General features: G+C 48.7%; 26 protein-coding genes. 21 read left to right on the top strand and 5 right to left on the bottom strand.

Annotated elements, in window-relative coordinates; genetic code table 11:
* Nucleotides 1-15: 15 nt before the first annotated feature.
* The 3 genes from ABEA66_RS20030 to ABEA66_RS20020 are packed head-to-tail and all read right to left on the bottom strand — an operon-like array spanning nt 16 to nt 2634.
* Nucleotides 16-1074 (bottom strand): ABC transporter substrate-binding protein, encoded by a 1059-nt coding sequence (locus ABEA66_RS20030; protein ID WP_079910394.1) that lies wholly within the window; start codon nt 1072-1074, stop codon nt 16-18.
* 23 nt (nt 1075-1097) lie between these two features.
* Nucleotides 1098-1862, bottom strand: coding sequence for an ABC transporter permease (locus ABEA66_RS20025; RefSeq protein WP_079910393.1), 765 nt, complete (start codon nt 1860-1862; stop codon nt 1098-1100).
* Nucleotides 1795-2634: an ABC transporter ATP-binding protein gene (locus ABEA66_RS20020; RefSeq protein WP_345590184.1), complete on the bottom strand. Its 840-nt coding sequence runs from the start codon at nt 2632-2634 to the stop codon at nt 1795-1797. Before ABEA66_RS20020 ends, ABEA66_RS20025 begins: the two co-directional genes overlap by 68 nt.
* Before the next feature lie 336 nt (nt 2635-2970).
* On the opposite strand from ABEA66_RS20020, the gene ABEA66_RS20015 reads away from it, so the two are divergent.
* From ABEA66_RS20015 to gndA, 7 genes are all read left to right on the top strand, one after another.
* Nucleotides 2971-3891: a stalk domain-containing protein gene (locus ABEA66_RS20015; RefSeq protein ID WP_345590544.1), complete on the top strand. Its 921-nt coding sequence runs from the start codon at nt 2971-2973 to the stop codon at nt 3889-3891.
* Between the two features lie 313 nt (nt 3892-4204).
* Complete coding sequence (locus tag ABEA66_RS20010; RefSeq protein ID WP_079910390.1) at nt 4205-4801, top strand: hypothetical protein; 597 nt, start codon at nt 4205-4207, stop codon at nt 4799-4801.
* A gap of 248 nt (nt 4802-5049) precedes the next feature.
* Entirely contained in the window at nt 5050-6060 is a 1011-nt protein-coding gene (locus tag ABEA66_RS20005) for a LacI family DNA-binding transcriptional regulator (protein WP_079910389.1), read from the top strand.
* 5 nt (nt 6061-6065) lie between these two features.
* Nucleotides 6066-7337: a nickel pincer cofactor-dependent isomerase, group 22 gene (locus tag ABEA66_RS20000; RefSeq protein ID WP_079910388.1), complete on the top strand. Its 1272-nt coding sequence runs from the start codon at nt 6066-6068 to the stop codon at nt 7335-7337.
* A complete protein-coding gene (locus tag ABEA66_RS19995; RefSeq protein WP_192705686.1) occupies nt 7334-8887 on the top strand; it encodes a gluconokinase in 1554 nt (517 codons plus the stop codon). The genes ABEA66_RS20000 and ABEA66_RS19995 overlap by 4 nt, the downstream gene beginning before the upstream one ends.
* A 50-nt stretch (nt 8888-8937) precedes the next feature.
* A complete protein-coding gene (locus ABEA66_RS19990) occupies nt 8938-9705 on the top strand; it encodes an SDR family oxidoreductase (protein WP_179135982.1) in 768 nt (255 codons plus the stop codon).
* Between the two features lie 175 nt (nt 9706-9880).
* Nucleotides 9881-11293 carry an NADP-dependent phosphogluconate dehydrogenase gene (gene gndA / locus ABEA66_RS19985; RefSeq protein ID WP_079910386.1) on the top strand — a complete coding sequence of 471 codons (1413 nt, stop codon included), beginning with the start codon at nt 9881-9883 and terminating at the stop codon, nt 11291-11293.
* Here gndA and ABEA66_RS19980 read toward each other — a convergent pair.
* Nucleotides 11290-11628, bottom strand: a complete 339-nt coding sequence (locus ABEA66_RS19980; RefSeq protein WP_079910385.1) for a hypothetical protein — start codon at nt 11626-11628, stop codon at nt 11290-11292. The two genes, gndA and ABEA66_RS19980, sit on opposite strands and share 4 nt — an antisense overlap.
* 165 nt (nt 11629-11793) lie before the next feature.
* Between ABEA66_RS19980 and ABEA66_RS19975 the strand changes: the two genes are divergently transcribed.
* Nucleotides 11794-12300 (top strand): shikimate kinase, encoded by a 507-nt coding sequence (locus ABEA66_RS19975; protein WP_345590176.1) that lies wholly within the window; start codon nt 11794-11796, stop codon nt 12298-12300.
* On the opposite strand, the gene ABEA66_RS19970 is transcribed toward ABEA66_RS19975, so the two are convergent.
* On the bottom strand, nt 12297-12590 hold the full coding sequence (locus ABEA66_RS19970) for a rhodanese-like domain-containing protein (RefSeq protein WP_079910384.1): 294 nt from the start codon (nt 12588-12590) through the stop codon (nt 12297-12299). The genes ABEA66_RS19975 and ABEA66_RS19970 overlap by 4 nt on opposite strands.
* A gap of 187 nt (nt 12591-12777) precedes the next feature.
* On the opposite strand from ABEA66_RS19970, the gene aroA reads away from it, so the two are divergent.
* From aroA to ABEA66_RS19905, 13 genes are all read left to right on the top strand, one after another.
* Nucleotides 12778-14073, top strand: coding sequence for a 3-phosphoshikimate 1-carboxyvinyltransferase (gene aroA / locus ABEA66_RS19965; protein WP_345590174.1), 1296 nt, complete (start codon nt 12778-12780; stop codon nt 14071-14073).
* Nucleotides 14074-14155: 82 nt separating this feature from the next.
* The gene (locus tag ABEA66_RS19960; RefSeq protein WP_345590172.1) at nt 14156-14965 is read left to right on the top strand and encodes a C39 family peptidase; all 810 of its coding nucleotides are present in this window, start codon (nt 14156-14158) and stop codon (nt 14963-14965) included.
* Nucleotides 14966-14978: 13 nt separating this feature from the next.
* On the top strand, nt 14979-15404 hold the full coding sequence (locus ABEA66_RS19955) for a CoA-binding protein (protein WP_345590170.1): 426 nt from the start codon (nt 14979-14981) through the stop codon (nt 15402-15404).
* Between the two features lies 1 nt (nt 15405).
* Complete coding sequence (thiE, locus tag ABEA66_RS19950; protein ID WP_345590168.1) at nt 15406-16053, top strand: thiamine phosphate synthase; 648 nt, start codon at nt 15406-15408, stop codon at nt 16051-16053.
* Nucleotides 16054-16191: 138 nt separating this feature from the next.
* The gene (locus ABEA66_RS19945) at nt 16192-16839 is read left to right on the top strand and encodes a hypothetical protein (RefSeq protein ID WP_079910379.1); all 648 of its coding nucleotides are present in this window, start codon (nt 16192-16194) and stop codon (nt 16837-16839) included.
* Between the two features lie 76 nt (nt 16840-16915).
* Nucleotides 16916-17131 carry a hypothetical protein gene (locus ABEA66_RS19940; protein ID WP_144027840.1) on the top strand — a complete coding sequence of 72 codons (216 nt, stop codon included), beginning with the start codon at nt 16916-16918 and terminating at the stop codon, nt 17129-17131.
* A gap of 19 nt (nt 17132-17150) precedes the next feature.
* Complete coding sequence (locus tag ABEA66_RS19935) at nt 17151-17483, top strand: spore coat protein (protein ID WP_079910378.1); 333 nt, start codon at nt 17151-17153, stop codon at nt 17481-17483.
* Between the two features lie 96 nt (nt 17484-17579).
* Nucleotides 17580-19469: a glucose PTS transporter subunit IIA gene (locus ABEA66_RS19930; RefSeq protein ID WP_079910377.1), complete on the top strand. Its 1890-nt coding sequence runs from the start codon at nt 17580-17582 to the stop codon at nt 19467-19469.
* Nucleotides 19462-21195, top strand: a complete 1734-nt coding sequence (gene ptsP, locus ABEA66_RS19925; protein WP_079910376.1) for a phosphoenolpyruvate--protein phosphotransferase — start codon at nt 19462-19464, stop codon at nt 21193-21195. The genes ABEA66_RS19930 and ptsP overlap by 8 nt, the downstream gene beginning before the upstream one ends.
* A 32-nt stretch (nt 21196-21227) precedes the next feature.
* The gene (locus ABEA66_RS19920; RefSeq protein WP_079910375.1) at nt 21228-21761 is read left to right on the top strand and encodes a type 1 glutamine amidotransferase domain-containing protein; all 534 of its coding nucleotides are present in this window, start codon (nt 21228-21230) and stop codon (nt 21759-21761) included.
* 309 nt (nt 21762-22070) lie between these two features.
* On the top strand, nt 22071-22490 hold the full coding sequence (locus ABEA66_RS19915; protein WP_345590159.1) for a hypothetical protein: 420 nt from the start codon (nt 22071-22073) through the stop codon (nt 22488-22490).
* A 241-nt stretch (nt 22491-22731) separates the two neighbouring features.
* Complete coding sequence (ccpA, locus tag ABEA66_RS19910) at nt 22732-23745, top strand: catabolite control protein A (RefSeq protein WP_079910373.1); 1014 nt, start codon at nt 22732-22734, stop codon at nt 23743-23745.
* Nucleotides 23746-23851: 106 nt separating this feature from the next.
* On the top strand, nt 23852-24553 hold the full coding sequence (locus ABEA66_RS19905) for a 5'-methylthioadenosine/adenosylhomocysteine nucleosidase (protein ID WP_345590156.1): 702 nt from the start codon (nt 23852-23854) through the stop codon (nt 24551-24553).
* The last annotated feature ends 14 nt before the right edge of the window (nt 24554-24567 follow it).

The following is a 24567-nucleotide window of genomic DNA, read 5'->3' as shown; positions in this document are numbered from 1 at the left end:
TGAATACAGGGTGAATTATTTACCTGCTTTGACTTCTTCGAGAAGGCTCAAATCTACGAACTTGCTAAGATCGAGTTCTTCCTTCTTCACATCTTTAATGTAGCCGGCATCGATAGAGACTTTTGCCATCTCCTCGATAGCTTCCTTGCTTACGTCGGTCGTCAAATTCAAACGGGAGAGGGCTGCTTTAATGAGTGCAATGTCCATCCCTTTGCCGCTGAGTGCTTTCAAACGGTTGTTGATCAGCTCATAGGATTGATCCGGATTTTTCTTGATAAAATCAATGGCCTCGGCATTGGCTTGAATCGCTTGCTTCGCCATATCGCGGTGCTCCTTCAGGAACTTGTCGCTTGCCACCAGAATCGTCAACGGATAGTTGCCATTGTTAGGCGGGATTTTATCCCAATCCACGATGATTTTCCCGATGCCTTCCTGTTCCATTTGGGTGCCCCAAGGCTCTGGAATCAAGGTAGCGTCAATTTCTTTTTGGCGCATGGCTACCATGGTATCGGCAGGAGCGCGCGCGATAATCTGAACTCCGCTTTTATCTGTTGTAATATTCAGGTTGTTTTGCTTCAACAGCAAACGCAAAGAAATTTCATTCGTGCTGCCTTTGGTTGGAATTGCGACGGTTTTGCCAACCAAATCTTTGACATTCGTAATACCCGAATCTTTGCCGGCAACCAATACGGCGCCGCCGTTGTTCGAACCGGAAATGACTTTGAAGTTTTTACTTTTGATATATTGGTTCGTCGAAGGGCCTGGGCCTACGAAGCCAAGATCGATTTCTCCTGTAGCTAACGCAGTGGAGAAATCGGAGCCGTTATCGAATGGTGTGACTTCGATTTTTACGTTCTCACCCCAATATTTTTGGAATAAACCTTTTTCCAATGCGACATAGCCTGGGGCGTGGGTAACATTTTTGAAAATGCCTAGCTTGACCGTTGATGCAGGTGCCGATTTACCGCTGCCGTTCGCTGCATCCTTGGAAGTCTCCCCGCTCTTGCCGCAAGCCGACAATACCAGAACGACGACCAGCAAGAGGGCCAGTGATAAGGAAATGCTTTTTTTCATGAAAATAACTCCCCTTTGAAAGCTTATTTTTGTTTGCCTGATAATCCGTAGCGGACCAGTATCGTATCTTCCAGCTTTTTGAAGCAGAAGTGGTCGGATAACGTGCCCAGAATGGCGATGATAATGACAATACAGAGCATTAATGCCGTGTCCATCAGATTGCGGCCGTCCTGCAACAGCTGTCCCAAGCCGACGCCTTTGGCGATTAATTCACCGGAGACAAGCGCGCGCCAGGCAAAAGCCCACGCAACGCGAACGCCAGTAATCATATGAGGGAAAGCGGCAGGGACCATCACTTGGTAAAACATTTTGAACCCGTTGCCGGTTCCCATCGTCTGGGCCGCCTTGAGATAAATCCGGGGGATGTTCATAATCCCTGTTCGGCTCGACATGGCCATCGTCCAGGTCGCTCCCAATGTCGTAATAAAAATAACGGAGAAATCGTTCATACCGAACCAGATGATGGCGAACGGGAGCCAGGCGATGCTCGGAACTGTCTGCAAAGCGACAACCAGGAAGCCGATCGTATCGTCCAAGAACCGGTATCTGGCGAACAGGAAGCCAAGCGTAGTACCAATGACAATCGATATAATAAATGCGGTAAGCAGCCGGCGGATACTTTCCAGTGTGGCCTCAAGCAGCTGGCCGTGAACGAAGCCGTCATAGAAAGCTTGGAACGTTTGTGAAACCGAAGGGAATTTCCAGCCCCAGTCAAAGATTCTAAATCCCGCTTCCCATGCTATCAGCAGCAGAACCAGAAAGAGGGTTCTTCTTAATGCTGTACTCATCGCCCATTTCCTCCTTTACCACTTTTTCCAGCTCATCGGCCAGAGCATCCATGATGCTGTTTTCCACGTGATGGAGGAGGGGATCCGACCAATCTCTCGGCCTTGCCGCTTGCACGGCGAATTCCTTCTTGATCGTACCGGGACGCGTTGACATAACCAGAACCCGATCCGAAAGAATGACTGCTTCGCGGATATTGTGCGTAATGAACAGTATCGTTTTGCGCGTCCGCATCCAAATATCTTCCAGCTCTTTATGCAGGATAAGGCGTGTCTGCTCGTCGAGCGCAGCGAAAGGCTCATCCATCAATAAAATTTCCGGATCCATAGCCAGAGCTCGTGCTATCGCTGCTCTTTGCTTCATACCGCCGGACAATTCATGTGGATACCGATCGGCAAATCGGCTTAAGTGAACGGATTTGATCTGCTCCATCGCGAGCTCTTCCCGTTCCTTCTTGCCAATGCCCTTCTGCTTCAAGCCGAAGGCCACGTTATCCAGTACGGTTAACCAAGGAAACAACGCATGCTCCTGAAAGACGACTACGCGATCCGGTCCAGGTTCCTTACAAGGCTTTCCGTTGACGGTTATTGAGCCCTGCTCGGCCTGCTCCAAGCCCGCTACCAGATTCAAAAGCGTAGATTTGCCGCAGCCCGACGGACCAAGCAGGGAAACAAACTCCCCTTTTTGAATCGTAAGAGATACATTATCAATGGCTGTAAAAGAACCACCCGTTCGCTGATGAAACGTCTTGCTGACACCTGTGATTTCGATCAATGACGCTCACTCCCCTGAAATCCGAAACATAGTTTTTCTTTTGTAAGATCAAACATGAACCGCATGAACAAATATCGAAAAACGGTACTGGTCCAAACGTCCTATAACATTTTCGGCCGCTGTGTACGATAAATAAGTAGGAGTATGCCGATTAACGATACTATTTCGCTTTCTGCGTGCGATTCCGCTTTCTTATACCAACCTATTCTATCGGAATTAATATGTTTGTCAATATAAAGTTTTCATTTGCAGGAAATGGTTGGACTTTCGGCATAGACGAGGCCGCTTGAGGCTGCCTTCTTGTCAAAATTTCAATGGGGAAAGGTTTGAGCTGTGATGAAGCAATGGAAGAGATTTTTGATTATGGGTGCGGTGCTGGGAAGCACTTTTACCGCGGGTGTGTATGCGGAAGACATCTTACAAAGAGTCGAAGCCTACCTGCGTCCGGATTTCAATATCGTCGTGGACGGCAAACCGGTGAAGCTGGAAGGACCGACGCTGGTATACCAGGATAAAAGCTATTTGCCATTAAAGGAGCTGGGCAATATGCTGGGTGCTAATATTTTGTGGAAGAGCGACAACAAGACGATATACATTAACAGCCGCATTAATTCGGAGCAGCCGACTGAGGATAAAGACGCGACCTATGAGGAGTTTACGCTTCGCTCGCCTGCCTCCCAGTGGGTGACGTATTTAGGGGCGGATTATCCGCTGCTAACCGTGTACTCCGACAAAGGTTCCGGGGTTTATTACCGGCTGTCTGATTTAAAAAGGATGGGGATTGATACGGAAGGCTTGAAGAAGAACCGGGAGAAGCTGACCGGGGTTCTGTATGTAAGCGATGCGGAAGCGAGAAAGCGGTGGCGGCAAGCGCCGTCCGTGTCCCGCCAGAACAAGGAGAATTACATCATTGCTAACGAGGTGAATACGGAGAAGCTCGCCAAGCTCAAGGAATACGTCAAAAGCACAGCCAATTTTACAATCAAAGATTATTACTACTCGACCAAACCGATCATGATAGAGAAGATTGATGGCGAGGATCGTTACGAATATTTGGTGTACCAGACGATGAGCGGCAGAGGCAACGGCTTCAACATCAACCAAAGCCATTATTTCCGGGCTATACTCCGTTTGGACAAGCAAGGGTTTGGGGATAACTTGACGTATAGCGTCAATGTGGAAACCCGTACCGACTTGAATGACGAGCTCGACCGCAAGATCAACCAGGCAAGCCAGCAAAGCGATGAACAGAAATAATAGCCGAGTCCATTCAAGGATCGTCTCCAGGAGGCGGTCCTTTGTTTTTCTTATAGCTGCCGGGTCTTTCTGCAAAGTTGTGTAGCCGCTTCGAAGTTATGACCCCGCTTTGCAGAGGTATCTTATTAAAAAAATGGATTGAAATTCAAGGAAAAAAGTCAATAATCCAAGTTGCTAAATCATATGATTCATAATAAGATAGAATTAAGTAACTGAATTGTCTGAAAATTCTATCAAAATCCGGGCTATCCAGATCAGTCGATAATAAGGGATAGATGGCCATGGGTTATGTACCATTTGGGAGGGGATTGCCGTGAGTAAAAGTCATGAAGTGGAATATTGCAACCTTGAGTTACGATTTGACCGTCGGCTAATCCGTAACTTCATTAAAGCGCTGATACAAGAGGGGTATTCTCTATATTGGAACGAGAGCGATCAACAATTCATCGTCTCGATCCGAACCGGCCGCAAGCTGGTGAAATTGAAGTTTCAGCGCATAGGAGACCGATACAAAATTGTCGGGAATTATTCGTTCAAGGACGAAAAGCTGGCGGAGCTGATGGAGAAAATGATCGGCGATACGCGCGGGCATGCCGTAGTCAAACGATTCAAGGACAGACAAATATTAATCGAAAATATTATGTTTGGTGAAATCATCCGAATGGTCGAAATTTCCGGTGTCGAGCATAAAGTACTTTTTCAAAAGGAGCCGGTGGTTACGGTGGAAGAAATGATGCAAGCTTTCCGATCGAAAAGACCTGATGACCGTATTCCTGTCCTGAGGCTGGAGCTAGATTATGAGCTTGCAACTCTCCATGATGCATTGAAGTCGGGAGATGCCAAAACGGTGAAATTGTGCAAAGAAAGGTTGATGGAACTCAGGCATGAAATGTTGCAGCTCGAAATGTAAACGTTACGATTAGAAGGGTCTGTGTATAGTATGCACAGACCATTTTTGTTGGCTTTTTGGGTCATACGGGGGAACGGGAAGGGGAAATGCCGTGTCGCAGCTGCAGAGGGAGCTAAAGAAGCAGCGGCACTACGGGGTGGAGACAGGCGATATTTGCGTAAAAAGAGCAAAACAGATCAATACTTCGCAAAAAATGTTCGTTGTTAACGTGTGCAGCTGTATGATATTATAAAACGGAGGTGGTAGGATTGAGTGTTACGATCAAAGACATTGCCAAGCTGGCGAATGTTTCGCATACTACGGTCTCCAGGGCTTTGAACGACAGTCCGCTGATCAATCAGGAGACAAAGGAGCGGATCCAGCAGCTCGCGGCAACCTTGAATTACACCCCGAACTACAGCGCCAAGAGTCTGGTCCTTGATCGATCATACAACTTGGGATTGTTTTTTTCAACTCTTCATACCGGTACATCTGCCGGCTTCTTGTACGAGGCGGTTAAGGGGGTCAACGATGTCATACAGGATCAATACAATTTGATCGTGCGAGGCATTGATGATTACAAAAGCTATCATAAAATTAACCGCAAAAGCTTTGACGGCATTATCGTCATGAGCCAAAGCTCCTCCGACCAGCCGTTTATCGAATATGTGACGGAGCGGGAAATTCCACTGGTCGTCTTGAATCGCCAGATCGATACTCTGCCTGTCATGAATCTTATTCCGGATGACTTGCGCGGAGCGTATCGCGTGGTGGAATATTTGATTCAGAAGGGCCACAGGGATATAGCGATAATTGAAGGGAAAGAAAACTTCAAATCGACGCAGGCCCGCCGCGAAGGCTATCTTGAAGCGATGAATCAGTATAAGGTGACCGTAAGGGAAGAGTACAGGGTACAGGGAAATTACGACGTGGAGAGCGGATATGCCGCTATGTCGCGGCTGTTGACACTGGACCACAAGCCTACGGCCGTTTTTTGCTGCAACGATGAGATGGCGTTAGGAGCCATTAAAGCGATTACTGAGAAGCAATTGTCCGTACCTGGAGATATCTCGGTCGTCGGGTTCGACGATCAGCTGTTTTCCGCATTCGTGACTCCGGCATTGACTACCGTCAGGAGGCCGATTGAGGAGATCAGCCGGGAAGGCGCGGCGAAGCTGCTCACTTTTATAGAAAGCAAGCAGGTGGAGAAAGAAACCATCTTCATTCGAACGGAGCTCATTATTCGTGACTCCGTCAAAACAATCGCAGGAGGCGCTTAGAAGCTATGAGTATTTTGAGACAGGTTCTAGAAGACATTCCTATTCCGCAAATGGTACGTATCCGCCAAAAATTTGATGACACCAAGATTGATAACCTGAAAGAAGTGCTGGAGCAGGAGCTGAAAAAGCCCGGTACCATCGACCAAATCAAGCCGGGCCAGCAGGTAGCGGTAGCCGTGGGCAGCCGCGGTGTGGCGAATATCGCTTTGTTTACGAAAGTAACGATCGATGCCATCAAGCAAGCCGGCGGAGAGCCGTTTATCGTGCCTTGCATGGGCAGCCATGGCGGCGCTACGGCTGAAGGGCAAAAAGAGGTTCTGCATCATCTTGGAGTAACGGAAGAAGCGATGGGAGCACCGATCCGTTCCTCGATGGAAGTGGTTAAAATCGACGAGCTTCCTAACGGCCTGCCTGTTTATGTAGATAAAATTGCTTCAACTGCAGACGCTATCGTAGTCATCAACCGCGTGAAGCCCCACACGGCGTTCCGCGGCCGCATCGAAAGCGGTATTATGAAAATGATCTCCATCGGTCTTGGTAAGCAAAAAGGGGCCGAAGCCTGCCATCAATTAGGCTTTAAGTATATGGCGGAGAACGTTCCGGCTATGGCCAAAATTATGATTGAGAAGCTTCCGATTGTTTTTGGCGTAGCATTGGTTGAGAATGCTTATGACCAAACCTGCCGCATCGAGGCGCTTCCGGCTGCGCAAATCGAAGAGCGCGAAATGCAGCTGCTGGAAGAGGCGAAGGCGCGCCTGCCAAAAATTTTGTTCGACCAAATCGACGTGCTTGTTATCGATTATATCGGCAAGAACATCAGCGGCGACGGCATGGATCCAAACGTAACCGGCCGTTATCCGACTCCTTATGCGCATGGCGGACCTGACGTTTCCAAGATGATCGTTCTCGATCTGACACCGGAAACCAAAGGGAATGCCAACGGCGTAGGTACAGCCGACTTTACTACGCAGCGTCTGGTCGACAAAATGGATAGAGCAGCTACCTTCGTTAACGGATTGACTTCGACGGTATGTGCTCCAACCAAAATTTCGACCACGCTGGATAACGATTATTACGCGATTAAAGCAGGCGTTAAAACCTGCAACATCCTGGATTATACCAAATGCAGACTCGTACGCATTCAAGATACGCTGCATTTGGGTGAAATCGAAATTTCCGTCAATTTGCTTGAAGAAGCCAAGCTGCATCCGGATATTGAAATTTTGACGGAACCTTATGACTTGCAATTTGACAGCGAAGGGAACTTAGCGAAATGAGTTTGACAATAGCAAAGCCGTACATTATTGCAGCCGATCTCGGGACGACCAGCGCGAAAACGCTGGTGATCGACCGGGACGGCCGCGTTCTGGCATCGAATTCTATTGAATATCCTCTGAATACGCCTAGACCGGATATGGCGGAGCAGAACCCGGATGAAATCTTTCATGCAGTAGTGACAGGGATTCAGGCTGTCATCACCAAGGCTAAGATTTTGCCTAGCCAGGTGCTGTGCGTTTCGTTCAGCTCGGCGATGCACAGCTTAATTGCGGTCGATCGCGATTTGAATCTGCTGACACAATCCATCACGTTTGCGGATAACCGCAGCGTCGGCTACGTCAAGCCTTTGAAGGAAGAATTAAACGGGCACCAGATTTATTTGAATACCGGAACGCCTCTTCATCCGATGTCGCCTTTGCTGAAGCTGATGTGGCTTCGCGACAACCGTCCGGATGTGTTTGAGAATGCGTACAAGTTTATCGGGATTAAGGAGTATGTATTTGCCAAGCTGTTCGGCAAATTTATCGTGGACTATTCGATCGCGAGCGCTACGGGGCTGTTCAATCTTCGCAACCTGGCTTGGGACGAGCTGGCATTGAAAGCCTGCGGCGTACGTGAAGAGCAGCTTTCCGAGCCGGTTTCCACCGTATACCACATTTCCGGTATGAAGGAGCAGTACGCTCAGGCAATGGGCCTGCATGCGGATACGCCATTCGTTGTGGGCGCATCGGATGGAGTGCTGGCGAACCTTGGAGTCGGCGCGTTCGAAGAAGGCATTTATGCCGTAACGATCGGAACCTCCGGCGCGGTTCGCGGGGTTGTCCGCGAGCCTGTAACCGACCCCAAAGGAAGACTGTTCTGCTATGCTCTCAAAGAGGATTTCTGGGTGGTCGGCGGAGCCATCAATAACGGCGGCATCATGTTCCGTTGGGTCAGAGACCAGCTGGCGACGGCCGAAGCGGAAGAAGGCCGCCGCAGAGGCCTGGATCCGTATGACTATCTGACTTCGCTTGCCGAAGAGGTATCCGCGGGCTCCGACGGACTTATCTTCCTCCCGCTTCTAACCGGGGAGCGCGCACCTTATTGGAATGCTAATGCACGTGGCGTCTTCTTTGGCTTATCGCTTTATCATCAGAAGAAGCACATGATTCGTTCTGTCCTTGAAGGAGTTGTCTATCGGATCAACTCCGTATTAAGCGCATTGGAAGAGCTGTCCGGGCCGACCAAGGAAATTCGCGCATCCGGCGGCTTCGCACGATCCAGCTTCTGGCTGCAGTGTATGGCCGACGTAACGGGCAGCTCGGTAGCCGTACCGAACTCGATCGAGAGCTCCGGTTTGGGCGCTGCACAGCTCGGTATGCTGGCGATGGGAGAGATTAAAGACTTCTCCTCCGTACACAATTGGATGCAGGTTCACCATCGCCACCAGCCGGATTCCGGCAACCATCAGCTGTACCAACAGTTGACAAATATTTATAATCGTGTGTACCATCAGTTGAAGGATGAATTCGATGCGATTGCTGCGTACCAACAGCAGCATGCAAAGTAGTTCCGCCCAACAGACGGTTCATGCAATACCTATACATGAGGAGGATCATCATGAATTTGTTCGATTTGACTGGTAAAACAGCAGTAATTATTGGGGGTAACAGTACTCTTGGGGGAGCAATGGCTGTAGCACTGGGCGGTCATGGCGCCAATGTGGCTGTCGTAGGACGTAACGCGGAGAAATCCGAGGCTGTTGTCAAAAAAATTGAGGAAGTAGGCGGCAAAGCCAAAAGCTTTTCGGCAGACGCTACCAAAGTCGAGGATCTTCAAAAGGTTCTTGAGGACGTTCTGGCTTGGACAGGCCGCTGTGACATCTTGATGAACTGCCCTGGCATGAACAGCGCGACTCCGTTCTTTGAATTGAAAATGGAAGAATGGGACGCTATTATGGAAGTAAACCTCAAAAGCGTTGTGTTAGCTTGCCAGGTGTTTGGGAAACATATGGTGGACAAAGGTGAAGGCGGCAGCATTATCAACATTTCGTCCGTATCCTCCGAGCCACCGTTGTCCCGCGTATTTACGTACTCGGCTTCCAAAGCGGCTGTGAACAACGTAACCAAGTTTTTGGCGCGTGAATTCGCACCGGCTCGCGTTCGTGTGAATGCAATTATTCCCGGCTTCTTCCCGGCTGAACAAAATCGTAAAATCCTTTCTCCTGAGCGTACGGAATCGATTTTGCGCCATACTCCAATGAACCGTTTCGGTGAAGCGGAAGAGCTTCAAGGCGCAGCTGTATACCTTGCTTCCGACAAGGCTTCCAGCTTTGTGACCGGCTCGCTGCTTCGTGTAGACGGCGGCTATGGAGCAATGACGATTTAATAGATAAAAAAATTGAAAAAGGTTAGTTCCACGAGAACTGGTCTTCAAGCGGCATCCATTGTCAGCCTTGCTTCCATCGGGCGGCAATGATGCTGCTCGCGGCTGGTCGGAATGAGCTTTTTTCAAACAAGAGAACATCACAACTAATTAATTCAAAGGAAGGAAGAGTAACCATATGTCCAAACAACAAGTTGGCGTTATCGGATTGGCTGTCATGGGTAAAAACCTGGCATTAAATATTGAAAGCAGAGGTTTCACCGTATCGGTATACAACCGTTCCCGTGAAAAAACAGATGCTTTGATCGAAGAAGCTAAAGGCAAAAACCTGGTAGGTACATACAGTATTGAGGAATTCGTAGCATCTCTCGAAAAGCCTCGTAAAATTTTGATCATGGTTCAAGCAGGCGCAGGTACTGACGCAACCATCAATTCCTTGATTCCTCATTTGGAAGAAGGGGACATCATCATCGACGGAGGGAATGCTTACTTCCCGGATACCCAACGCAGAAACAAGGAATTGTCCGCTCACGGCTTGCGTTTCATCGGAACGGGCGTATCCGGCGGGGAAGAGGGCGCTCTGAAAGGTCCTTCGATTATGCCTGGCGGTCAAAAAGACGCTTACGAATTGGTAGAACCGATTCTGACAGCTATTTCGGCCAAAGTAAATGGCGATCCATGCTGCACGTACATCGGACCGGACGGTGCGGGACATTACGTGAAAATGGTGCATAACGGCATCGAGTACGGCGACATGCAGCTGATTTGCGAAGCTTACCAATTGCTGAAAGACGTATTGAACGTTAGCACAGAAGAGCTTCATGAGATTTTTGCCGAGTGGAATAAAGGTGAGCTTGACAGCTATCTGATCGAGATCACTACCGATATCTTCACGAAAAAAGATCCGGAAACCGGCAAGCCTATGGTTGACGTTATCCTGGATTCCGCCGGCCAAAAGGGTACTGGTAAATGGACCAGCCAAAGCTCTCTTGACCTTGGGGTACCATTATCGATCATTACCGAGTCCGTATTCTCCCGCTTCTTGTCGGCTATGAAGCAAGAGCGCGTAGCTGCAAGCAAAGTGCTGAGCGGCCCGCAAGCACCTGCTTTCGAAGGAGACCGCAAGGAGTTCATCGAGGCTGTACGCAAAGCGCTGTACGCGAGCAAAATTTGCTCCTACGCTCAAGGCTTCGCGCAAATGAGAGCCGCTTCCGAAGAATATAACTGGGGATTGGATTACGGCAGCATCGCAATGATTTTCCGCGGCGGCTGCATTATCCGTGCTCGTTTCCTGCAAAACATCAAAGATGCGTACGATCGCAACCCAGAATTGAAAAACCTGCTTCTTGACGAATATTTCCAAGGCGTTGTGAGCAACTACCAAGACGCTTGGAGAACTGTAGTGTCCGCAGCTGTAACACGCGGTATTCCAGTGCCTGCGTTTGCATCCGCATTGGCTTACTATGACAGCTACCGTTCCGAGCGTCTGCCTGCGAACCTGCTGCAAGCGCAAAGAGATTATTTCGGTGCACATACATTCCAACGCTTGGACAAAGAAGGAACCTTCCATTTCAACTGGATGGAGAACTAATCCTTGAATGCCCGGCCGTTCGGTTTCAAGGGATGCAGCCCGTAGGAAGCCTCGGAAATCCAGTGCTTCAGGCGGTCTGCCTCCTGATCGAAGCCGTTGCGACGCTGGATAAGCATTAAAGCAATTTCGGCAAAATAGCGAAAATTTTGTAATAAGCGTGGTTGGGAAAGATCTGCTATCTGCGGATCTTCTTCAGCCACCTTTTTTTTAATAAATTCCAAAATCCAGACAACGTCATCTTTGCATAACGGATGGGAAGGATTTAGAATTTGCTCCAGCTTCCGCTGTGCGGCATTAGGAACGGGGTTCTGGGATTGAGACATGGCTGAATGCATCAACAATTCATCTCTCCTCGAAATGGTTTCATAGTATCATCATAGCAGAAAAGACTGGAATCTATTCACATTCCATCATATGAATTTCTCGTAATTTCTATTCATCAACATCAACCTATGATATGATTGTAGGGTTAGACAGAAGCTGTCAAGAGGTGTAGGAATTTGGAAAAACATAATATCGTATTAATAGGATTCATGGGTACCGGCAAATCGACGGTTGGACATGCATTGGCTTCCCGGTTGGGATGGCGGTTCATCAATACCGATGACGTCATTGAAGAGCAGCAGGGGATGTCAATCAGCGACATGTTTGCAAAGCTGGGAGAGCCTGTATTCAGGCAAGTGGAGTGCGATGTCATTCGGAAATCCCTTGAAGGGATGAACTGCATCATTGCCACCGGAGGTGGCGCAGTTTTGGCAGAGCAAAACCGCGCTGTCATGAAGGAGAAGGGCTATGTCGTGGCCTTGACGGCTGATGCGGACACAATCATTGAACGTGTGAGTCAGGATCAAAACCGGCCCTTGGTTCAAGGGGACGTAGCCGAGAGGGTGCATACGCTGCTGGAAGCCCGCAAGCATGCCTATGATTTCGCGGACCGCAAGATCGACACGAGCAAGCTGTCCGTTCAAGAAATTGCAGAGATGATCACAGCGGACCTGCAGCTTTAAAGCTGCTCCCATTCCAGCATGCCGCCGCTCATGTTTTTCAAATTGGTAAACCCTTGAGCGCTGAGAAAATCATAGGCTCTGCCGCTGCGGTTGCCGCTTCGGCAAACTAGAATGGTTTCTCTGTCGCGGGGGATGTCATTTAGGCGATCCGGAATTTGCATCAAAGGTATGTGGACAGCACCGGGAATCATGCCGAGAGCAACCTCTTCGGCCTCGCGGACGTCAATGATATCCAGCTTATCACCTTTATCCAGGCGTGACTTTAGTTCTTGCGGGGTAATGGTTTGCATAATTAAGAAGCCTCCAAATAGGTTTTTTGTAATAGGCACATCTTCCTTAATCCCATGATATAGAGAAACCCGTATGGGTGTCAAACTTGCGGTTTCCAAGCCCCGGAGGGTATGGTACACTGGCAATAATCTGAAATAAGTCTAATGATTTCGTAACTTTTATGCGGAACAGGAGAGATACATATTCATGAAAGCGATCGTAAAGCCGACAAATAACTTAGAAGGTACGATTAATGCGCTATCTTCCAAAAACTACACGACCCGCTATTTGCTCATCGGAGCATTGGCAGACGGGACAAGCACTGTATATTATCCTGCCCACAGTGAGGACAGCGATGCGATGCGCCGTTGCATCCGTGATTTGGGAGCTGTCGTTGAAGAAGATGAAGAGAAAATGACGATTCGCGGCTTCGGCAAGCATCCTAAGCATGTAAGCGAGCTGAATGTCGGCAATGCCGGCGCAGTACTTCGCTTTCTGATGTCTGTCGCCGCATTTTGCCCGGAGGTTACATTCGTTAACCAATATCCGGACTCTTTGGGAAAAAGGCCGCATGACGATCTGATCGACGCTCTGAAGCAAATGGGAGTAGAGGTCGACCATCGGGAAGGCAAGCTGCCTATCACAATTCGCGGGGGCAAACCGCGCGGCGGCAAAATTAAAGTATCAGGCAACGTGAGCTCCCAATTTCTAAGCTCCTTGCTGTTTATGACTCCGCTTCTGGAAGAAGACAGCGAGATTGAAGTACTCCATGACCTGAAATCCAAGGTAATTGTCGGGCAAACTCTCGAGGTTATTGCTCAGGCGGGCATTCGGATTGAAGCCTCCGAGGATCTCATGCATTATAAAATTCCTGGACGTCAGCAGTACCAGCCTCAAAAGTATGTCGTTCAAGGCGATTATCCTGGCTCGGCCGCTATTTTGGCTGCGGCGGCTGTCACTAATTCCGATGTTAAAGTGCTGCGGCTGGAAGAAGAGAGCAGACAGGGTGAGAAGGCCGTTGTCGATGTTCTTCGCGCTATGGGGGTTAACTTAACGCACGAGAACGGTGTGGTTCATGTCAAAGGAAACCAGCGATTGCAAGCAGGGGAATTTGACGGGGATCATTTTACGGACGCCGTTCTGGCGATGGTGGCGGCAGCCGTATTTGCCGACGGCACCTCCCGTTTCTATAACGTCGAGAATTTGCGGTATAAGGAATGTGACCGGATTACCGATTTCCTTGCCGAGCTTCGTAAGGCCGGCGCCGACGTCGAGGAAAGACAAAGCGAAATTATTATCCATGGCCGTCCTCAAGGAGTAACCGGCGGAGTCGAGATCAATGCTCATTTTGATCATCGTGTCATCATGGCATTAACTCTAGTCGGTTTGCGTTCGGAGAAAGGGCTCATCATCAACGATGCTCACCATGTCGCCAAATCGTATCCTCATTACTTTGAGCATCTGCTCTCGTTGGGCGCTCACATCGAGCTGGTTGAGGAATAGGATTTTGAATTTCAGTGCTACCCGTTTCCGAGCGGCGATCCAGTAGCCTACTATCTAATAAAATCAAGCGGGTTGAGTCATAATGAAGGTGCTTTGGAAAGGAATCCAGGTAACACTCGGCTTTTTTACGATCATAGGGCTCATGTTTATCAGTGGAGTATTATGTATTCTCTTATACGCCAAACTAACGGGACAGGCTTGGTATGCAGAAGAGTCGTCCGTGGCTTATGCAGAAACACCGGCTTCAAATAAGGCTCAAGAAGCCCTCCCGGATCCTCCGGCTCCGCGTGCTGCTTCTGTATTGCTGGATGCGCCTGCTATAAGGCAATACCCTGAGCTGCCTTCCGGCTGCGAGCTGACAAGCCTTACGATGCTGCTTCAATTCGTCGGCATTGAGAAAAGTAAAATGGAGCTGGTACCGGAGCTCAAAAAAGATCCGACCCCTCTCAAGCGGAATCCGGATGGTTCCGTCGCTTATTGGGGCAATCCTAATACGGGGTTTGTCGGAGACATTACAGGAGGCTCCAAAGGCTTCGGCATTTATCATACCGCATTGATGGAGCTTCTGAATAAATATGTACCGACGGCCAAGGATTTCACACGGCAGCCTTTTGAGAAGCTGGAGGACCAGCTCCGTGAAGGAATTCCGTCCGTTGTATGGACGACGATTAATTATCAGGTTCCTGACCGGTGGGTCATCTGGGATACACCTATTGGTCCCATCCAAACGACTTTTATGGAGCATGCGGTATTATTAGTCGGTTTTGATGAAGAGAATGTGTATGTCAATGACCCGTATAACGGAAAAAGCAAAGTGAAAATCAATAAAGCCCAGTTTCTCGAAACATGGGAGGCCATGGGAAGCCAGGCTATCTCGTATACGAAATCATAAGGGGATGAACGTAATGGCATTTGAAAATCCGTCTCGTGACCGCATTAAAGAAATCTTGTCCGCTGCAGGAAATGTAGCCGTAGTAGGATTGTCTGACAAGCCGGACCGCGTTTCGTACATGGTTGCAGAAGCGATGCAAAAGAAAGGCTACCGCATTATCCCTGTAAACCCGAATGCGACTGAAATTTTGGGAGAAACCTGCTATCCTTCCCTATCGGATATTCCGGAGCCAGTGGATATTGTGAACGTATTTCGTCGGAGTGAAACCGTAGTTCCCGTCGCAGAGGAAGCTGTCAAAATCGGTGCCAAAGTATTCTGGCTTCAGCTGGGCATCTACAACGAGGAAGCGGCCGATATAGCCCGCGCAGGCGGACTGGAAGTCATTATGGACCGCTGCATCAAAGTAGAGGATTCCATTCTGCTGCCAGGAGGGAAATAAATTGTACCGTGAACGGATTGCAGATTATCTCCCGGTCTACCTGGTGATGGGCCTGGAGCATCATGGAGATCGTACTGCCCTGGAGATCGCTAGGGAAGCGCTTGAGGGGGGAGTAACCCTTTTTCAATTAAGAGAGAAGAAGGCGCCCTTGAGACAGGTTCTTGAGCAAGGTGCCGAGCTGCGCGATTTATGCCGACAGTATGGCGTCCCTTTCCTTGTTAACGACAGGATTGATGTCGCTCTGCTGCTAGACGCTGATGGTGTACATGTCGGGCAAGACGACGTACCCGGACTGGAAGCCAGAAAGCTACTTGGCGACAGCAAAATCATCGGGATTTCTGCGGGTAATAGGGAAGAAGCGGAGTGGGCAATAGCCCAAGGTGCGGATTACCTTGGCGTTGGTGCCGTGTATGCAACCTCGACCAAAGAGGATGCCGGCGCCGCCATAGGAACGGGACTGATTCGGGAGATCGCCGGCCGATGGGATGTTCCGATGGTCGGCATCGGCGGTATTCACAAGGATAATGCGGCTGCCGTTATTCAAGCGGGAGCACGCGGCATTGCCGTAGTATCGGCAATTACGAAGCAGTCGGATCCAAGGAGCGCTGCAGCTTTACTCAAGCAAACGGTGCTTCAAACCAAGGAATAAAATAGCATCTGCAACCCAAGAGCTACCATAAATAAAATAAAACCTCCTTAGAGACAATAAGAAAGGCTTCTGGTAAAGCAACGGTTGAGGTAACCGACCCCGGAAGACTTTTAACACTTCCTAAGGAGGATTTTTGTTATGTATCAGAACTTTCAACAAAATAGCTTTCAACCCCAAGTAGGTTCCGGGAACGTGGTATCCCAGTATCGCGGATTGGAAAACAGATACCAACCGGTGGGTACAGTTCAATCCCAATATCAATCCGGTAATCAACAATTCCAAGGCTCTAACCAATTCTCCAGCTTCCAAAGCCCGCAAAATTATCACACAGCAAACTACCGTGGAAATCAACAAGGTCATGATGCCTACCTGCGTTCGGACTCCAATCAGCCTGCACAGCAATTTGGCGGCAGCTTCTTGAATCAAGCTCCATCTTTCAACAGTAACTTCAACTCCTCTTTCTCTGGCCAGCAATTTGTACAGCAAAACCCTGAAGCTTATCATACCGCTAACTACCGTGGTAACCAACAAGGTCATGATGCCTACCTGCGTTCGGATTCCAGCCAACCAGCTCAGCAACAATTCGGCATCGGTCAATCCTTTAATGCCGGCTTGAACTATGGTGGTTCCCAGCAGTATGGTCAAGTACAATCCTCTCAAGCTTACCATACCGCTAACTACCGCGGTAACCAACAAGGTCATGACGCTTACCTGCGTTCAGATTCCAGCCAACCGGCTCAACAACAATTCGGAATCTCCTCTTTCGGATTTAACAGACAGTTTTAATTGGCAAATAGAATGGGCGGGCTTATTAGAGCCCGCTCTATTTATCCTAGTATGAACAAGTCAGGAGGAATTTCGTATGAACAATCAGCAAAACATGACGGCGGACAGATCCTTATTGTCCGAAAAAGAGTTCAGCTATATTAAGGATTTTTTATCCTGGGAGCTTCTAGCCATGAAAAAATGCAAGGAGACGGCAAATCTATGCCAGGATCCGCAAATCAAACAGCTGATCGAAAAGACGGGCCAAGCTCATCTTGACCAATACAACGCCATATTAAACCATTTACAATAAACAAGGAGGATAAGAAGCTATGCCAACGATGGATATCGCTAAGCCCCAGACCGGACAGCTGCCGCAAGTCAAAGGCCCTGAAATGAATGATAGAGATCATATCAATGATATTCTCATGCTCGAAAAATATATGACGACCGGCTTTAATACCGGACTCAACGAGGTGCAAAATCCGGAGCTTCGCAAAACGATCTCCTCTATTTTAAACACGCAGCATGAATCGCAATGGCAATTGTTTAATCTTATGTTCGAAAAAGGCTGGTACAAGATGAAAGCGGCCGATAAACAAGAAATTTCTCAAGCGAAGCAGCAATTTAGCGGATACTCCTCCCAATTTCCGACCTTTTCATAATTGTGCCGACCAACCCCGAACGAAAACATGTTTGGGGTTGTTTGACAAAATGGAGCATTGGCCTTACCATCGAGTAAGAAAGGAGGGAGCGGTTGTTTGAACTGGATGGGTAACTTGCAGCAGTTGGGTCGGTCCTTAATGCTTTCTACTATTACGATCCCTGTTGCGGCTATTTTACTGCGTCTCGGGACGCTGCCTTGGCAAGACGTACATATGTCCCGTGTCGGGGAAATTATGCTGTTTTTTGGCAATACCATATTTACGTACTTGCCGGTGATTTTTGCGGTTGGCGTTGCCCTCGGCTTAACGGAAGGCGCAGGTATTGCCGGAATGTCGGCATTGATCGGTCAAATTATGTTTAACCAGGCGATCCGGCATTACTTAGGGGATGAGTTTCATCTCGGTGTACCTGGCGGTATTTTAATTGGACTTATCGCGGCTATCCTGTTTCATAAGGTGAAGCATATTCAATTGCCGGAATACATCCAGTTTTTTGGCGGGCCTCGAATGGTTCCGTTATTAATGGGCTTATGCATCCTGGTGCTGACTCTGATTGTTATTGAAATCGGACCATATTTGGAATATTTTATGCAAACCCTTTCTTCAGCGGTATTGGGCCTAGGCGGCTTTGGCACCTTCGTTTATGGAGTGATCCATCGTCTTTTAGTACCTTCAGGGCTGCATCATGTATTCAACAATTTGTTTTGGTTTCAACTTGGAGCCTATGAAAAGCCTAGCGGTGAGATGATCTTCGGCGATTTGCCGCGTTTCTTTGCGGGTGATCCGAATGCAGGTATCTACATGGCCGGATTATATCCGATCATGATGTTTGCGCTGCCTGCTATTGCCATGGCGATTATTCATGAGGCAAGGGAAGATTTGAAGCCGAAAATCCGAATCACCTTTCTAACGGCGGCGCTGGCCTCCTTCTTGACCGGGGTTACGGAGCCGGTCGAATTTGCTTTCCTGTTCGTTGCGCCTTATTTATTTATCGTTCATGCGATCCTGTCGGGACTTTCCATGTGGATTGCCTATTATTTCGATATCCATCACGGATTCTCTTACTCGGCCGGGGCTATTGATTTTATCATCAACTATCATTTGTCCCATAACGGGTGGATGCTGATTCCTATCGGACTTGCGTATTTTTTTGTCTATTATTTCTTGTTTCGCTGGGCCATACGTAAATTCCGTATCCCGACTCCAGGCAGGGAGGAAGGCTCTCAGCTGGAAGAATGGGCAGGAGATATCCCATACCGCTCTCCGTTAATCCTGCAGGCACTTGGGGGCAAGAACAACATTAAAAAAATTGAAGCCTGTATCACCAGGCTAAGGCTCACTTTGGACAACGATAAGCTGCTGGATACGGCTGCGCTTAAGCACTTGGGAGCGGCAGGCGTCATTCGGCTTGGCGGCGGTAATGTTCAGGTTGTCTTCGGCACCTATTCCGAATTAATCCGTGAAGAAATCAAGAAAGTTCTGATGAAGGATATTCAGAGGGTCTTGTTCAGCGCACCAATGCAGGGACGGATGATGCCTTTGGAAGAGGTCCCCGACCAAATATTCGCCGGCAAGCTGGTCGGCAATGGGGTCGCTTTCATGCCGGATAAAGGGGAGCTGGTTGCGCCGGTTGCCGGGAAAATCATCATTTTGTACCCATCCCTTCATGCAGTAGGCATCCAAACGGAAGAGGGACTTGAGGTACTGCTGCATATAGGCATAGATACTTCACAGCTGCAGGGCAAATGGTTCACGGCTTATATTAAAGAAGGCGACATGGTTGAGGCGGGACAGCTATTAATCCGCTTTAATCTGCATAAAGTAAAGCAAAACAGCAAGTCGCTGGCGACGCCGATGATCATTACGAATGTAGATAAAGTGAAATCATGGAGCTTTGCGCCGTTTAAAGCGGTCAAGAAAGGTCAAGCATCCGTCATGTCGGTTGTATTGAAGGATGCTTCAGGGGGAGGGAACACTTTTGGCTAAGGGGATCGGAGCTTCATCTGGAATAGCGATGGGGAAAGCTTTCGTCATTCCGACCTGGGAATGGGATTTCCCGGATAAGCTGATCGATGTCACCGATTTGGCATTTGAATTCGAAAGGCTGTACGACGGAATTCGTTCTTCCAAAGATGAGATAGAAACCATCAAACAGGAATTCGTCTCCGTACTAGGAGAGGAGCAAACGTCCATCTTCGATGCTCACCTGGCGATTCTGGAGGATCCTATTTTTATGAACGAGGTTCAGGGGATCATGCAGAAGCAGTACAAGGCAGCCGAGGTCGCCGTCAAAGAGGCGATTGAGAAGTTTGTCAATATGTTCGATTTACTGGACGATCAATATATGAAAGAGAGAGCTCTTGACATTAAGGATGTCGGCAACCGGCTCCTCAAGCATTTGCTGGGGGCACTGGAGGAGACGCTTCCTCCGAAGGATCAGCCGTATCTGGTCGTAGCCAAGGAGCTCTCCCCGTCGCAAATGGTCCATCTGGACACCAATTTGGCGTTGGGGCTCGTTACTATGCTCGGGGGGAAAACATCGCATGTAGCCATAATGGCACGCGCTATGGGCGTTCCCTACGTGCTGGGCTTAGAAGGCAAGCTCAGCACGCCGATTCAAACCGGAGACTACCTCATCATCGATGGAGATGAGGGATGCGTCTATATCAACCCCTCGGACGAGCTGGTGGAGGAGTATAAGAAACGCAAGGCGATATTGCAGGTCAGGAAGGATAAGCTGCAGACGCTGGCGCATGTTCCGTCACAAACCGCAGACGGCCTATCCTTTCAGCTGGCAGCGAATATCAGCTCGGTAAAGGAGCTCGATCAGGTTCTCAAGAACGGGGCCTCCGGAGTAGGGCTCTTCCGAACAGAGTTTCTGTATATGGACAGGGACAGCCTGCCGCAGGAGGAAGAGCAGTTTGTGGTCTACAAGCAGGTAGCCGAGAAGCTGGAAGGAAGGCGCGTTGTTATTCGGACGTTGGATATTGGCGGCGACAAGAGCCTCGATTATATCGAGCTGCCGGAAGAGGATAACCCGTCGCTGGGATATCGAGCGATCCGCATTTCACTGGATCGGACCGACCTGTTCAAAACCCAGCTCCGCGCCATTCTAAGGGCAAGCCATTACGGTAATATCAAGATATTATACCCGATGATTTCTTCCCTGGAAGAGCTGAACAAAGCTAACGAAGTGCTTGAGGAAGCGAAGCGGGAGCTTCAGCAAGAAGGAGTTCCATTCAAGCAAAACATTGAAATCGGCATTATGATCGAAGTCCCTGCGGCCGTCATTATTGCTGATATTTTGGCGCCCCATGTTGATTTTTTCAGTATAGGGACCAATGATCTGGTACAGTACATCCTTGCGGTGGACCGTATGAATGAAACCGTCGCCCATTTATATGATCCGTTTCATCCTGCCGTGCTTCGCATGCTGAAGACTACGGTGGAAGCCGCGCAGGCCTCGGGCGTTCATGTGAGCGTCTGCGGGGAGATGGCCGGCGATATCCGTGCTCTGCCTATATGGCTGGGACTTGGCATTCAGGAGCTCAGCATGTCGGTGCAATCCATATTGCCGGTCAAAAACAGCCTGCTGCAAACAAGCCACAGCGAAGGCAAAGTTATCTGGAAGCAGCTTCTAAGCTGCAAAAATAGCAAATCCATTCTGGAGGTGCTGAATTCTAATCTGCGGCAGGATGTCGTTGCAAACTAGAGAAGCTATTAATCAGGAAGGTGGAGAGGTCAATGGAATTAACAGGCCATAAAGTGCTGGCATTCGTTGATGAAGAGTTTGAGGATTTGGAGATGTGGTATCCTGTCCTTCGCTTGAAGGAAGCGGGAGCAGAGGTGCATCTGGTGGGGCCGAAGGCCAATACTGTGTACCATGGAAAGTACGGGGTGCCGTTGACAACTGAATATGCGTTCGGTGATGTAGCAAGCAAAGACTATATCGGACTTTATGTTCCGGGCGGCTGGGCTCCCGATAAGCTTCGCCGCTATGCCGATGTGCTTCGTTTGACCAGGGAATTTCATGAGGCTGAGAAGCCTATTGCCCATATATGTCATGCCGGGTGGGTCCTTGTGTCTGCAAAAATATGCGAGGGCTATACGATGACTTCCACGCCCGGTATAAAAGATGATTTGGAGAATGCCGGCGCTATTTGGGTTGACCAAGAGGTGGTTGTCGACCGGAATATCGTATCAGGCAGAAGACCGCCGGATCTTCCAGCGTTTACGAAAGAATTCGTGCGGGTACTGGCGGATTATACACGCAAATAACCTTCAAAAGATCGTTGTCCCTTCCGGGGATCACGGTCTTTTTGCTTTCATTGTGGTTAATATTACTAACGCTCTTTCAGAAGGAGTTTACAGGCGAAAGTAGAATATTTGTATCATAGAGGAGCAGGCTTAATGATCCCGATACCTTATATCAACCTCGATACATACCCCCTGCATGCTGAGATGTAAGGGGTGAATGACCTGTTTATGAGAAACTGGGAACGTTGTATTTAGAAGTCGGTTTGAATGTGGGAGGTCATTAGATTGCCGCTCAATGATGGGTTTGTTGGAACGAAGGAGTGGTACTAGTTGCAGAAGCAGTGCAAGTGTGGCAGCGCGATGGGCATCAAGCTGCGGACTGTCATTTATCAGAACAAAGTCGAAATTGAAAACGTCCCGGTCTTTTCTTGCGAAACCTGCCAAAGAAGTGAAGTGGTAGCCCAGGTTAAGCCTGAATTGACAGGAATCATCGGAAGCCTTGGGAGCGTACCGGAAAAGCAGCTGCTGCATTTTAACGACATCAGCGAGATCGCGCATCTCCTGAAAATGGTGACAGACAAATATTACGCGGCGGCTCCTGTCGAAAAAATTGTAGAAGACCGGATCAATGAGCTGCTGGATCTTATGCTGCTGGCTCAATCGTTAAAGGATGATGACTGGATGGAGGATATTCGTAAGCGTCTCGGTCAGATTGCCATGCATTCCATGTCCGTTAACGATATTGCTTAAGGGACTGGGATGGCCTGTCTTACGATGATACTATGAAAGCTTGAAGCATGTATTTTCACAGACAAAAAATGGGTTCTTTCATTGCCAGCTGCGCTGCAGTTGGCTTTTTTTGCAATTTTTTGATACTATACATGTAAGAAGGTCCCGAATTTATTGCTTTCAACATAAATTTGTCGTATGATAGGGCTTAATAGTATACGATCGCAGCATTATACATTTTACTATAATGGAGAGAATGACCGTGACTGTAACCATTTATGATGTAGCCAGAGAAGCAGGCGTTTCCATGGCAACCGTATCGAGAGTTGTCAATAATAATCCCAACGTAAAGCCCCAAACCCGCAAAAAAGTATTTGAGGCCATTGAACGTTTGGGTTATCGGCCTAATGCCGTTGCCAGGGGCTTGGCAAGTAAAAAAACGACTACAGTCGGTGTCGTTATTCCTGATATATCGAACTCGATCTTTTCTGAAGTTGCCAGAGGGATTGAGGATATCGCGAATATGTATCACTACAACATCATTTTGTGTAACGCGGACAAGAAGAAGGAGAAAGAAATCCGCGTTATCAACACGCTGTTGGAGAAGCAAGTGGACGGGCTGTTATTTATGGGCGGCGTTGTAACTGAAGAGCATATTCAAGCCTTCAAAACATCAGCCGTACCTATCGTTCTGTGCGCTACGACCGACGAGAACAATACCATCGCTTCCGTCGACATTGACCACGAGAAGGCCGCGTATGACGCAGTGAAGGTATTGATTGATAACGGTCATCGCGATATTGCGATGATCTCAGGTACGCTTCAGGATCCGGCCAACGGATTTGCGCGTTACCAAGGATATAAGAAAGCGCTGGAGGAAGCGGGAATTCCTGTACGTGACGACTACGTGCGGATCGGCAATTACCGTTATGAATCCGGTCTGGAAGTAACGAAGCATTTCCTGGAGCTGAGCGAGCGTCCGACCGCCATATTTGCGGCGACAGACGAAATGGCGATAGGAGCCATTCACACGCTGCAGGATAACGGGTATAAGGTACCGGATGATATGTCCGTCATCAGCGTTGACAACATTCGCATGGCTTCAATGGTACGTCCTCAATTAACGACAGTGGCAATGCCGATGTATGATATCGGTGCCGTATCCATGAGGCTGTTGACCAAGCTTATGAACAAAGAAACGAAAGATGCATCGGAGCAAATGCAGGTAATTCTACCGCATGACGTCATTCATAGAAACTCGGTGGCTCATCGTTAATATGAGCCTCTTTCTTTTGTGAGGGTATAAATTACTTGTGATGTTAGTTTGCTTCGCATGCTTGTTGCGTTGCCTTAGCGAGTAAACCTTTGGGGGGAAAAGACAGTTGTCTTACGGGAAAATCGGCGTTATCGGCGCCATGAAAGAAGAAATTGAACTATTTTTGCAGCACATGGAGCGAGTGAACGTATCGGAGAAAGCAAAGGTACAGTTCAGAGAAGGGCTCTTTTACGGTAAGCCTATCGTGCTTTGCAAGTCCGGAGTAGGCAAGGTAAATGCGGCGGTCACGACTCAGGTGCTGATCGATACATATGGTGTCGATGCCATTATCTTCACCGGCGTAGCCGGAGCGCTTGATCCCGAGCTGAACGTAGGCGATATTGTCATTTCATCGGAATCGATGCAGCATGACATGGACGTCACGGCTCTTGGATTCCCTGTGGGAACGATTCCCTATGAGGAAACCTCCGTATTTGCGGCGGATGAGTCCTTACGTCAGCTGGCTATTAACGCGAGCTCGGAATTGTTTCCGGGGCGCGTCAAAGTGGGACGGATTCTATCGGGGGATCAATTTATTGCAAGCCGGGAGACCGTATCCAGATTGTACAGCGAGCTTCAAGGTACATGTACGGAAATGGAAGGGGCTTCAGTTGCGCAAGTATGCACGATGAACGGCATCCCTCACGTCATCATACGTTCCATGTCCGACAAAGCGGATGGCTCCGCTCATGTTAATTTTGCCGAATTTACGGTACAGGCATCCGAGAATTCTTATCGTATCGTAGAGCATATGCTGAAGCAACTGTAGAAAGCAGAAGGAGA

This window comes from Paenibacillus vulneris (assembly GCF_039543185.1).
GTDB lineage: Bacteria > Bacillota > Bacilli > Paenibacillales > NBRC-103111 > Paenibacillus_S > Paenibacillus_S vulneris.
The sequence above is the reverse complement of the archived record's forward strand: the minus strand, read 5'-3'. Positions and strand labels throughout refer to the sequence as shown.